General features: G+C 68.4%; 13 protein-coding genes. 4 read left to right on the forward strand and 9 right to left on the reverse strand.

The window, feature by feature from the left end:
* Positions 1-519 precede the first annotated feature (519 nt).
* Positions 520-1527, reverse strand: coding sequence for an alpha/beta hydrolase family protein (locus tag MFF40_RS27900; protein WP_238263074.1), 1008 nt, complete (start codon positions 1525-1527; stop codon positions 520-522).
* A 452-nt stretch (positions 1528-1979) separates the two neighbouring features.
* Between MFF40_RS27900 and MFF40_RS27905 the strand changes: the two genes are divergently transcribed.
* Positions 1980-2699 (forward strand): hypothetical protein, encoded by a 720-nt coding sequence (locus tag MFF40_RS27905; RefSeq protein ID WP_238263076.1) that lies wholly within the window; start codon positions 1980-1982, stop codon positions 2697-2699.
* A gap of 69 nt (positions 2700-2768) precedes the next feature.
* Here the strand turns inward: MFF40_RS27905 and MFF40_RS27910 are convergent, their stop codons facing one another.
* From MFF40_RS27910 to MFF40_RS27920, 3 genes are all read right to left on the reverse strand, one after another.
* On the reverse strand, positions 2769-3014 hold the full coding sequence (locus MFF40_RS27910) for an alpha/beta hydrolase family protein (RefSeq protein ID WP_238263077.1): 246 nt from the start codon (positions 3012-3014) through the stop codon (positions 2769-2771).
* 202 nt (positions 3015-3216) lie between these two features.
* Complete coding sequence (locus tag MFF40_RS27915) at positions 3217-3729, reverse strand: DUF533 domain-containing protein (RefSeq protein WP_147854363.1); 513 nt, start codon at positions 3727-3729, stop codon at positions 3217-3219.
* 71 nt (positions 3730-3800) lie between these two features.
* A complete protein-coding gene (locus MFF40_RS27920; protein WP_147854362.1) occupies positions 3801-4151 on the reverse strand; it encodes a hypothetical protein in 351 nt (116 codons plus the stop codon).
* A 247-nt stretch (positions 4152-4398) separates the two neighbouring features.
* Here MFF40_RS27920 and MFF40_RS27925 point away from each other — a divergent pair, with 247 nt between their 5' ends.
* Positions 4399-5283 carry a transglutaminase-like domain-containing protein gene (locus MFF40_RS27925; protein WP_147854361.1) on the forward strand — a complete coding sequence of 295 codons (885 nt, stop codon included), beginning with the start codon at positions 4399-4401 and terminating at the stop codon, positions 5281-5283.
* A 19-nt stretch (positions 5284-5302) separates the two neighbouring features.
* Here the strand turns inward: MFF40_RS27925 and MFF40_RS27930 are convergent, their stop codons facing one another.
* The gene (locus tag MFF40_RS27930; protein ID WP_238263079.1) at positions 5303-6331 is read right to left on the reverse strand and encodes an alpha/beta hydrolase; all 1029 of its coding nucleotides are present in this window, start codon (positions 6329-6331) and stop codon (positions 5303-5305) included.
* Between the two features lie 243 nt (positions 6332-6574).
* Between MFF40_RS27930 and meaB the strand changes: the two genes are divergently transcribed.
* Both meaB and MFF40_RS27940 read left to right on the forward strand, forming a co-directional pair.
* The gene (meaB, locus tag MFF40_RS27935; protein WP_147854359.1) at positions 6575-7561 is read left to right on the forward strand and encodes a methylmalonyl Co-A mutase-associated GTPase MeaB; all 987 of its coding nucleotides are present in this window, start codon (positions 6575-6577) and stop codon (positions 7559-7561) included.
* A 177-nt stretch (positions 7562-7738) separates the two neighbouring features.
* On the forward strand, positions 7739-8116 hold the full coding sequence (locus MFF40_RS27940) for a CsbD family protein (RefSeq protein ID WP_147854358.1): 378 nt from the start codon (positions 7739-7741) through the stop codon (positions 8114-8116).
* 48 nt (positions 8117-8164) lie between these two features.
* Here MFF40_RS27940 and MFF40_RS27945 read toward each other — a convergent pair whose 3' ends face one another.
* The 4 genes from MFF40_RS27945 to MFF40_RS27960 form a co-directional block, all read right to left on the reverse strand.
* Positions 8165-8950 (reverse strand): 3-hydroxybutyrate dehydrogenase, encoded by a 786-nt coding sequence (locus tag MFF40_RS27945; RefSeq protein WP_147854357.1) that lies wholly within the window; start codon positions 8948-8950, stop codon positions 8165-8167.
* Positions 8951-9006: 56 nt separating this feature from the next.
* A complete protein-coding gene (locus tag MFF40_RS27950; RefSeq protein ID WP_147854368.1) occupies positions 9007-10506 on the reverse strand; it encodes a sensor histidine kinase in 1500 nt (499 codons plus the stop codon).
* Positions 10507-10508: 2 nt separating this feature from the next.
* The gene (locus MFF40_RS27955) at positions 10509-11204 is read right to left on the reverse strand and encodes a response regulator transcription factor (RefSeq protein ID WP_147854356.1); all 696 of its coding nucleotides are present in this window, start codon (positions 11202-11204) and stop codon (positions 10509-10511) included.
* 166 nt (positions 11205-11370) lie between these two features.
* The coding region (locus MFF40_RS27960; RefSeq protein ID WP_238263081.1) for a hypothetical protein at positions 11371-11613 on the reverse strand (243 nt) is incomplete at its 5' end.

Genomic DNA, 11613 nt, shown 5'->3' on the forward strand with positions numbered 1-11613 from the left:
GAGCCGGCATCCCTCGCGGGACAGGGGCAATCTGACATGATTCGCTAATACAAGGTGCCGCGCAGCGGCCTCGAAGGAGGCTTCCAGGGATCGCGCGGCCGGCTGGAGCCCTCTTTCGAGGGCTTCGCTTCGCTACGCCACCTCAGAGGCTGTGCGTCTTTCGATTCATCGCTGGCGACAGACGATGACGCTGCAGCATTCCTCGGGAGGTTCATCCCGGCCCGTGATCCAAGGTGGGACATTCACCGAAGGTTTGGGCCCGAGGTCGATGCCGAAGCGCGCCGCGCCCCCTCTCCCGTGCGGGAGAGGGTTGGGGTGAGGGATTAGGTCCATCCGTAAAACGCGCATCCCTCACCCTGTCCCTCTCCCGCACGGGAGAGGGGACCCGCGGCTCTTGCTGGGGGGATAAGCCCGTCTGGGGCCACCAAGGCGTCGGGTGTATAGGAAATCGAAGGGCGATCGATCGAAAGACTCAGAGCCTCTCAGGATGAGGGGGTGGTTGGAACGACGGGACGGACGTCAGGATTTCCCCGCCCGCTTCTCGATCCAGCCGGCCAGCCAGTCGGCGATGTCGAGGCTGTTCTTGTCCTGCATCAGCATGTGCGAGTTGCCGTGGATCCCGATCTCCGGGAGCAGGATCAGCTCGGCCCGGCCGCCGGCCGCGTTCGCCGCCGCCACGAAGCTGCGGCACTGCTTGAGCCGGGGTGCCCAGCGCGGCGAGGCGTCGACGTAGTCGCCGAACAGGACCAGGATCGGGAGGTCCTTGTAGTGGGCCAGATCGTCCTTGGCCGGATCCGGGCAGGCGGCGGGCTCGATCGCCACGATGGCCCGGATCCCGGTGCGGTCGAGGGCGGCGGTCTGGAATGGGTAGATGCCCGATTGCGAGTGCGAGACCAGCACCGCGCCCTTCAACCGCTTCGCGAGTTCCGAGAGGCCCGGCACGGTCGGGTTCGGCACTGGCAAGGCCGCGGACCAGTCGGCGACCATCTGCTTCCAGAACTCGCCCTGGGCCTCCAGGGGGAACTGCATGCCCGGAAACACCTTCGGGTATTCGGGCCCGAACCGGAAGATCGCCCAGGCCGGCTCGCGCCCGGCAGAGAAGACCGGCGGCAGGGAATCGGCCTCGGCCTTGCCCATCTTCACCGCATCGATCTGGGCCGGGCTGATCGCAGAGCGGCCGCGCCAGGCCTGGTCGATGACGTAGGTCGGGAAGCCGCGGCGGACGAAGAACTCGTCCCAACCCATGCGCCCGTCCGGGGTCGTCTCCCAGGTCTTGCCCGTGAGGCAGCAGCCGTGGATCAGCACCACGGGCGGGCGCACCGGGTCCACTGGGATCTGATAGCGGACATAGACCTGATCGACCGTGATCGTCCCCGACGGCGCGTAGGCCGGCAGGGTCGAGAGCGTGTCGGACGAGACGTCGCGACCGCCGACGAAGAAGCTGCCCTGGCCGGCGAGCGTCAGGGGGCCAGGTCCCGGGTCGGCGGCACGGACGGGACCACCCAGGATCGTCAAGACCGCCAACATCGTGCAGGCGGCCCTCTCTATGCGCGACCGCGCGGACATCGACACTCCTGACACCTTGCGTCCCGGCCATCGCCGTTGCCGAAGAGATTAATCAGACTTGCGTGGGCAAGCCAACGCCGTGCTCGCTCGGAGCGAAGTGCGAAACGGTCATCAACTGTTTGATAGGACCGGCCTGAGAGCCGAAACGGCCCTGTGGCAGCCTCGCCGGGCCGGCATCATTCACCCGCACCGCACAGCACGCAGACAACCTGTCCGAAATTAATGTGACAGAAAAACATCCGTGGATCGTCTTGATTGTCAAGATAAAAGCGGTACAATCCAAGAGTTGCAAAGCATTATCGGCGGCATTTTTCTGCGCAACGCAGTCGCAGGTATAATCTCAGCATGCGGTCTAGGACGCGGCGGGGCGCGGTCTAAATCGAAATCCTGACCCTCGCACGGGGAGCAGCACGATGCCTTACGCGACAATATCGATCACGCACGCACAAGCGAGCCTACAGATCATCCGGGCTGGTGCGTCCGATCCTGCTGGATCTAAGCCGGACGAGGCGGCCGTCACGGCGCGCTCGCCGGATCCGCGCTCAGCGCTCAGCGTGTCGAGCGCCGCGGCGGACGCGATCTTCGCCCTGGTACATGCGAAGAACCGCACGACGGCCAGCGCCGGGAGCGAAGCCACGGTGACGTCAGGCCAAGCGCTCGTGGTGGACGCGGCAGACTCACAGGCGGAGACGACGATCGGCGTTTCGGCCTCGGTCGAAACCGTAACCGTCTGGGTGCCACACAAAGAACTCGAGACTGGATGGTGGGACCACGGGCCGGATGTGCGGCGCTACCTAGACGCAGCCTACAAGCGACTGGGCGAGAACTCCGACACGCCGCGGTCGAAAGATGACTGGTACTACAAGGTCGGCTTGGGTGGGCTGGGCCGAAGAGAGTTGCTGGCGATTAATGATCATATCAGCGACCATGACTCAGCCCTATTTACTAAAGCGGAGGTAGATGCGGATCATAGAGAGTTTATGGAAAGGGAAATTGGGCCCTATTATGATTGGAATGCAAGCGTGCTGCCCTGGGTGGATCACAAGCCAGGGATGATCCTGTGGGAAAAAGAGACTGTCACTCGCTTGCGTATTCAGGTGTCTACTGCTCAACAAGTTCTGCGAGGCTCCTGATATAAACTTCGCGCATCTAGTAACGGTGGATTGGCATCTCTGCTGACGCTACAATCCTGTGGACGTAATCTATCCCGCGCGCACGGGTTTGTTCTGTGGGCCGTGGATCAGTCCCATGGGCGGCCGCACAGGATCCACCGGGATCTGATAGCGGACATAGACCTGATCGACGCTGATCGTCCCCGAGGGCGCGTAGGCCGGCAAAGTCGACAGCGTGTCGGACTGGATGTCGCGACCGCCGACGAAGAAGCTGCCCTGGCCGGTGAGCGTCAGGGGCGGCGGTACCGGCTCGGCGGCGAGGACGTGTGCGCTCATCGCGGTCAGGCCTCCGACCAGCAAGGCTCCGACGAGACTTCGGACGGCTCGTCGCGCACGGGACAAAGCGGGCAATGACAGCGTCGGCATGAAACGTCCCGGCCCTCCGCGGCCGGGACGCATCGGCCCGGTTCACCGCCCGGACAGACCTAGCACGAAGCTCGGCCGTTTCGGGAGGTGCATAGCCGGGAATGAAAGTCGTTCAGGCGGCGATGTCGCGCTCGATCCGGGCCGTCGCCTCGCCGGGCACGTCCAAGGCCTCGGCGAGCATCTTCAGGAACTGCCGCTCCTGCAGCGTGTCGGGATCGATGGCGAGCCGGGCCGCCGCGTAGATCCGCGCCGCCGCATCGGGATCGTCCACCCGCTCGGCGATCTCGTCGATCTCGGCCGGGCTCGCCAGCTCGCGGTCGAGCCAGGCCCGCCCGTCGGCATCGAGGCCGGCGCCTTCCACCGCCGCGTCGAGGCGCTTGCGCTCGGCCGTGTCGACCATGCCGTCCGCGATGGTGGCCGCCACCATCGCCCGAAGCATCAGCCGCGCCTCGTCCTCGTCGACCTTGGAAAAATCCGGGCCGCCCGTCTCCGGTGGCGCGGCCCCGCGCAGGGCCCGGTAGGCGAGCCCACCGATCAGCGCGAGGCCGCCCAATGCCGCGCTGGCCGCGATGCCGCCGCGGCGGGCACGCACCAGCGCATCCACGATTCGCCTGCTGTCAGCCATGTCGTTCCTCCCGGGTTGAGTCCGAATCGGTTCGGAAACCCCCGGGAGGCGGCCAAGTTCAGCGGCAGATCTCAGGCGTCGGCTTCGTCGTCCTCGTCCGCCTCGTCGATATCGACCAGGAAGACGATGTCCGCCTCGTCCTCGTCCTCCTCGTCGGCGGTGTCGCCGCCGGCATGGTGCTTGTCGTCGGTGAACTCGCCTTCGCCGTCATCCTCGGCGAGCGCATCCTCGAAGATCTCGATCTCGTCCTCGTTGGCAGCGCGGATCGTGAGCGGCGAGGTGCCGTTCCAGAGCGGCTTGCCGTCGCTCGTCATCGTCCGGATGTCTTCCTTGAAACCCTCGCAGGTGAAGAGGTCCTTGGCGGACGCCTCGTCGCTGTTGATCACCGCCACGGCGGTGCCCTCGATCTCGAGCGTGAACATGGCCGGCATCCTTCTCGTAACCGTCCTTGGCGCGCCCGGTCAGCGGGATCGCGCGCGGGTGCGACGCACCGCCCCGGGGAGAAATGCCTAAGCTTACCCCGGCGGTCATGAGCGCCGCGCGCGGATGCTGTAGGGGTGAACCGGACGCCCGCCAAGCCCGTCTCAACCAGTCCGCCGTGAAAGCATGGCGCGAATCCTGCCGGGCGGCGGCCATAACGAAACCGAACGGAAAGAAGGATCACCGCGGATGCGGATCAGGCTCGGCTGCGAGATGCGCTATGCCTTCCCCTATCCGGTTCCGATGGTGGTGATGCTCAACGTGCATCCCACCCGGGCGGACGCCCTCGAGGCGCCCGACACGCTCCGAACCGAGCCGCCGGTGCCGGTCGATCTCTATCGCGACGGCTTCGGCAACCTGTGCGGCCGCCTGACCGCCCCGGCGGGGAACTTCACCCTCGGGACTGACGCGGTGATCGGCGACGACGGAAGCCCGGACCCGGCCCATCCGGAGGCCGAGCAGCACGCGATCGAGGCGCTCCCGGCAGAGACGATCGTGTTCCTGCTGCCCAGCCGCTACTGCGAATCCGACCTGCTGGCCGACGAGGCATGGCGGCTGTTCGGACATGTCGAGCCGGGCTGGGGTCGTGTCCAGGCGGTCTGCGACTTCGTGCACGACCACATCGCGTTCGGGTACGAGTTCGCCCACGGCGACCGCACGGCGCAGGACGCCTATGCCGGCGGCCGGGGCGTCTGCCGCGACTTCACCCACCTGGCCGTGGCCTTCTGCCGCGCCCTCAACGTGCCGACCCGCTACTGCACGGGCTACGTCAGCTTCATCGGCGAGCCAGAGCCGCACCCGGCCGGCGACTTCGCGGCCTGGATGGAGGTGTTTCTCGGCGGACGCTGGCACGTGTTCGACCCGCGCAACAACAGCCCGCGGATCGGCCGGGTGATGGTCGCCTACGGCCGCGACGCCGCGGACGTGCCGCTGACCCACACGTTCGGCCCCAATCCCCTCGTCGGCTTCCGGGTCTGGGCCGAACGGATCGACCATCTCGACGCGTCCGGCGACGCGCCGATCCTCCCCGAAGAGCCCCTGCCGCCGCAGAGCATGGCGACCCGGATGGGGTGAGCGCCGGGCTCTGGCTCCCTCAGACCCCCGCCCCGCGGGCGATGGCGCGCTTGACCACCGACTGCACCTCGGGGTTCGACAGGAACAGGTCGTGGTTGATCAAGCCGCCGCCGTAATCGGAGGCGTCGGCCACGCGCACGCCGAGCGCCTCGAGCTTGGCGCGGTCGGCAGCGCCGGCCCGGACGCCTCCTGCGATCGCCGCAGAGAGTTCGAGCGCCCGGTCGTTGGTCGAGGAGATCACGGTGATCTTCGACACGTCGGGGCCGAGCCGGGCGACGCCGTTCGAGAACAGGTCGAAGTCGATGTCGGGGGCGGCCAGCACCACCGCGCCGATGCGCGCCATCGCGGCCTCGCCGGCCTCGGCGCGGAGCATCCGGATGGTCTCGAGGGTCAGCAGCGTGCCCATCGAGTGGGCGACGATGTTGATCCGCCCGGCGCTCGACGTGGACGTGACGGCCTTCAGCAGATCCTCGAAGGCGTCGCGCGACCAGAGCGCGCTCTCGCGGTCGTAATTGTAGTCGAAGGTCGCGGCGGCGGACGGCCAGGTGAACAGGCCCGAGACGCCCCGGAACCGGATGCCGTCCGACAGGCGCGCGGCGCTCACGGCCGCGGATTCGAACGATTCCCGGTATCCATGGACGTAGATCAGCACGTCGCGGCCGAGCGCCGCCTGCGCGAAGGCCTCGGCGGCACCCGGGCCGCTCTCGGTCTTGGGCACCGCCCCGATGGTCCAGTCGCCGGTGATGACCGCCGACACCTTGCCGAGCAGCGAGCGATCGGGGGGCGACAGGCGCACCTCCGCGAAGCTCAGGCCGCGCCCGCGCTCGGAATTGAAGTATGGCGGCCGGGGCGGGTTGCCCACCGGCTTGCGCGTCGTAGCCACCAGCAGCACCGGCATGACATCCAGCGCCGACTGCTTTTCGGGCAGCGCCGCGGACGTGCCGAGGTCATCGGTGACGCAGGCGCCGAGGCTCGGGGCGAGCCCTGCCGCCCCCGCGAGGGCGCCGATCCGGAGGAGTGCGCGGCGTGAGACGGTGTGGCTCGACATGATCCGGGTGCGTTCGGGCGGGGCGCCATCCGTCGCGCAGGATCGTGACCGTGGCGGGGCACGATCGCCCACCGGCCCTGTGGAGTACGGGTATTCAGCCCCCCGTGGTGCCGCAGACACAGGCCTGGGGGTCGACCGTGCGGGCCTGATCGCGCGCGCGTCGAGCCGGTTCAGACCGTGAGGCTGCGGCCCGGTCGGCGATACCCCCTCGACGGCAGCGCCAAGCGCCGCCATGAAGGACCCATGACGCCGACCATCGACATCGAGAGCCTGCGCGCGCGCCTGCTGGGCGGCGACCGTGCCGCCCTGGCCCGGGCGATCACCCTGGCGGAATCGAAACGCGCCGACCATCGGGCGCTCGCCGCCGCCCTGATCGACTCGGTCCTGCCGGAGACCGGCAAGGCGATCCGGGTCGGCATCACCGGCGTGCCGGGGGTCGGCAAGTCCACGACCATCGATGCCCTCGGATCGAACCTGACGGAGGCCGGCCACAAGGTCGCGGTGTTGGCTGTCGACCCGTCCTCGTCGCGTACCGGCGGCTCGATCCTCGGCGACAAGACCCGGATGGCCCGGCTCGCCCACGATCCCAAGGCGTTCATCCGCCCCTCCCCGTCCTCGGGCACGCTGGGTGGCGTGGCGGCCAAGACCCGCGAGACCATGCTGCTCTGCGAGGCGGCGGGCTTCGACGTGATCCTGGTGGAGACGGTAGGCGTCGGCCAGTCGGAGACCGCGGTCGCCGACCTCACCGACTTCTTCCTCGTGCTGATGCTGCCCGGGGCCGGCGACGAGCTTCAGGGGATCAAGAAGGGCATCCTGGAACTCGCCGACATGATCGCAGTCAACAAGGCCGATTCCGGCGAGGCCGAACAGCGGGCCAACGCGGCGGCCTCCGAATACCGCGCCGCCCTGCATATCCTCACCCCCGCCTCGTCGACCTGGACGCCGCCGGTGGTGACGATCTCGGGCTTCCACAACCTGCGCCTCGACGCGCTCTGGGCGCGGATCGTCGATCACCGGGAAAAGCTCACCGCCACCGGGGAGATCCAGGCCAAGCGCCGGACGCAGGACGTGAAATGGATGTGGGCGCTCGTCCACGAGCGTTTGCACCAGCGCCTCGTCGGCTCGCCGGAGGTCCGGCGCAGCACCGCCGAGGCCGAGGCCGGCGTTGCCCGCGGGGAGACCTCGCCGGCCGCTGGTGCTGCGGCCATCGCCGAGCTGATCGGCCTCTGAGGCTCGGCGCCCCGTTCCGGCGCCGCCCGTTTACCTTGATCGACGTCGAGCGGCCGGAGGCGCAGAAAATCGCCGGGGCACGGTGCGCAAACCCGGTCTCGCGCGTTCGCTGCACGATGAGGAATCCTGCGGCACCTCCTCTCGTACCGGTGCCGCGGTCACGTCGAGGAGAGTGTCATGGTGGATACGGATCGGATCGTCGGCGGCGCCAAGGAAGCCCTGGGCAAGGCCCAGGGTGCGGCTGGCGACTTCGTGGGCTCGAACCGGGATTCGGTGGAAGGCCGGGTTCGCGATGTCCAGGGGCAGGCTGAGAACGCCTACGGGCAGGTCAAGGACAAGGCCCGGGACCTCGCCGACAAGGCGAGCGACTATGCCGGAGACGCCTACGGCCGGGCCGGCGACGTCGCGGGCGACGCCTACGAGCGGGGCGGTGCCTACCTGCGTGACGGCCGCGCCGCCGTCGGGGCCCGGGTCGAGGAGAACCCGCTGGTCGCGCTGCTGATCGCCGGCGCGGTCGGCTACGGGATCGCCCTGCTGTTCCACGGGCGCCGGTGATCTTAGGCGGCCTCGCCGACGTTCCGGCGAGGCCGCCTCTTTGCGACGCTACTGAGCGGTCCAGCCGCCATCCATGCTGATGTTGGCCCCGGTGATCTGGCTCGCCGCATCGGAGCACAGGAACACCGCGAGCGCCGCCACCTGATCGACGGTGACGAACTCCTTGGTCGGCTGCGCCTTCAGCATCACGTCCTCGATCACCTGCTCCTTGGTCAAGCCGCGCGCCTTCATGGTGTCGGGAATCTGTGCCTCAACCAGAGGCGTCCAGACGTAGCCCGGCGAGATGCAGTTCACCGTGATCCTGTGCGGCGCCAGTTCGAGGGCTGCGGCCTTGCTGAGCCCGCTGATCCCATGCTTGGCCGCCACGTAGGCGGACTTGAACGGTGAGGCGACCAGCGAGTGCGCCGAGGCGGTGTTGATGATCCGCCCCCAGCCGCGGGCCTTCATGCCGGGGATCGCGGCATGCATCGCGTGAAACGCCGACGACAGGTTGATGGCGATGATCTGCTCCCACTTCTCCGGTGGAAAATCCTCGATCGGCGAGACGAACTGGATGCCCGCATTGTTGACCAGCACGTCGATGGCGCCGAACGCCGCCTCCGCCTCCCGCACCATCCCGGCGATCGCCTCGGGCTTGCTCATGTCGGCCGCCGAATACTGAACCTTCACCCCATGCTGGCGCTCGATCCCGGCCCGGGTTTCCTCGATGGCCTGGGCATCCCCGAAGCCGTTGAGCACGACGTTGGCCCCCTCGGCCGCAAGGCTGCGAGCGATGGCAAGTCCGATTCCGCTGGTGGATCCGGTGACGAGGGCGGTCTTGGACGTGAGGGTCATGGAACCTCCTGGGTCGCGGTGGCGGGATGCCGGAATGTCGTGACGACGTACCTGCCTCAAGGCCGACGCGAAATCGACCCACCCGGCGCATCCGCCGAAGACGGTGTCGGTTCGGCCGCGCCGTCACCCGAATCCGCGGATGCACCCTGCGCCGGGAAGGCAAGCTCGATCCGCAGCCCCGGCGCGTTATCGGACAGCCGCAGCGTCCCACGATGCAGGCGCACCACGGCGTTGACCAGGCTGAGCCCCAGCCCGAAGCCCGGCCGCGAGCGCGCGTCCTCCAAGCGGACGAACCGGCTCAACACGCGCTCCCGTTCGGCCTCCGGGATACCCGGTCCGTGATCCGACACGGTGAGACGGACGGCATCCCCTGAGCGCGCGGCCTCCACCGCCACCCGCGCCTCCGATCCGTCGGCCCCGTATTTGAGGGCGTTGTCGATCAGGTTGGACAGCGCCTGCCCGATCAGCTCACGGTTGCCTGCGATGATCAGGCCATCCTCCGCGCGCACGTCGAGGGCCAGCCCTTGGTCCTCGGCCAGCGCCTCGTAGAGTTCTCCAACCTCCCGGACGGCGGCGCCGAGATCGACCGGCGCCAGAATCTCCCGGGCGTTGCCGGCTTCCAGGCGCGCGATCATCAGAAGCGCGTTGAACACCCGGATCAGACCGTCGCTCTCCTCGATCACCGCCTCCAGGGCGATCCGCAGCTCGTCCGGCGAGGCGGCCTTGCGTAGGGCCTCGTCGGCACGGTTGCGCAGGCGCGTCAGCGGGGTCTTCAAGTCGTGGGCGATGTTGTCGGAGACCTCGCGCATCCCGCGCATCAGTTCGCCGATCCGCTCCAGCATCAGGTTGAGGCTCGCGGCGAGGCGGTCCAGCTCGTCGCCGTTGCCCGCGACGTAGAGCCGGCCGTCGAGGTCGCCCGCCATGATCGCCCGGGTGGTCTGCGTCATGGCGTCGACCCGGCGCAGGACCCGGCTCGCCGCCAGCCAGCCGCCGATCACGCCCAGGATCACCACGGCGGCGAGGGAGGTTCCGAACGCCCGGCCGATCACCGCACGCAACCGGTCGCGCTCCTCGGTGTCGCGTCCGACGAGCAGCCGGAACCCGCCCGGAAGGGTGAAGACCCGCACGATTGCGCGATGGGGATCGACGTCCGAATCGCCCCGCCCGTATCGGGTCTCGCTCTGGCCGGGGCTCGCCAGCACCGCCGCCGGCACGTAGCCGACATTGCCGACGACGTGCTCGCCGCTCGCGGTGGTCACCAGATATAGCGAGGCACCCGGCTCGCGGGACCGGCGCTCGACCACGGTGATCAGCCGCCGCAGCCCCCCGGCATTGTACTGCTCGGACAGGCCGTTGATCTCGGCATCGATGGTCGAGACGATCTGGTCGTCCAGCACCGCCCGGGCGTTCCAGGCGACGTAGCCGAGCGCCAGGAAGGCGCAGAGCGCGAAGATCGCCAGGTAGGCGAGCGACAGCTTGAACGCGGTGGTGCGGAACAGCTTCTGGACCCGCGCCCCGACGGTCTCCCGGGGCATCGGCTCGACCGGGAGGCCCATGCTCACCCGGTGGCACCCTCATCGAAGCGCAGGACGTAGCCGGCGCCCCGGACCGTATGGATGATCGGCGACGCGAAGCCCTTGTCGAGCTTGCCGCGCAGGCGCGAGACGTGAACGTCGATGACGTTGGTCTGCGGATCGAAATGGTAGTCCCAGACATGCTCGAGCAGCATCGTCCGGGTCACCACTTGGCCGGCATGCCGCATCAGGTATTCGAGCAGACGGAACTCCCGCGGCTGCAGCAGGATCTCGCGGCCGGCGCGGGTGACCCGATGGGACAGGCGGTCGAGTTCGAGATCGCCGACCCGGTAACGGGTCTCCTCCGCCGCGCCCGATCCGGCCTGCCGCCGGGCGAGCGCCTCGGTGCGGGCGAGCAGCTCCGAGAACGCGTAGGGTTTCGGGAGGTAGTCGTCGCCGCCGGCGCGCAGGCCCTTCACCCGGTCGTCGACCTGGCCCAGCGCGGAGAGGATCAGCACCGGAGTCGCGACGCTCTGCTCGCGCAGGGAGCGGATCAGCGACAGGCCGTCGAGCTTCGGCAGCATCCGGTCGACGATCAGCACGTCGTAGGCGCCCTCGCGGGCGAGCGCGTAGCCGTCGAGCCCGTCATGCGCGCTGTCGGCGACGTGCCCGGTTTCGCGGAACGCCTTCACCAGATAGGCCGCCGCCTCCCGGTCATCCTCGATGATGAGCAGTCGCATGGACCCAGTCCATAGCGCGGCTCGCGAAGGGGGGGAACGCTGCTCTATCATCACGGCGATACCGCTCCCCTCCCCCGCAGGCCGCCAAAGGCGGGCCGAGACCGTTGGGGGCGGGTCTCGGCCCGCTCCGAAGCCGGCGAACGCGCAAGCAGCGAAGACGTCGGCTTCAGCCGCGTGAACGGCTTGCAAACCCTGGCATCGCCGCGATTACCGGACGATCGCGAGAAGATGACGGTGTGGTAAGGAGCGACTGCTCGAGCAGCACCTGAAACGCAAACAGGCCGCCCAAGTGAGGGGCGGCCTGTTTGCGTTCAGTCTTCGTGTCGAGGGGATGTGGTGTTCTTGCGATGTGCAGGTCTGGCGGCGACCGACTCTCCCGTGCCTTGAGACACAGTACCATGGGCGCTGG

The organism is Methylobacterium mesophilicum (assembly GCF_022179445.1).
Lineage (GTDB): Bacteria > Pseudomonadota > Alphaproteobacteria > Rhizobiales > Beijerinckiaceae > Methylobacterium > Methylobacterium mesophilicum.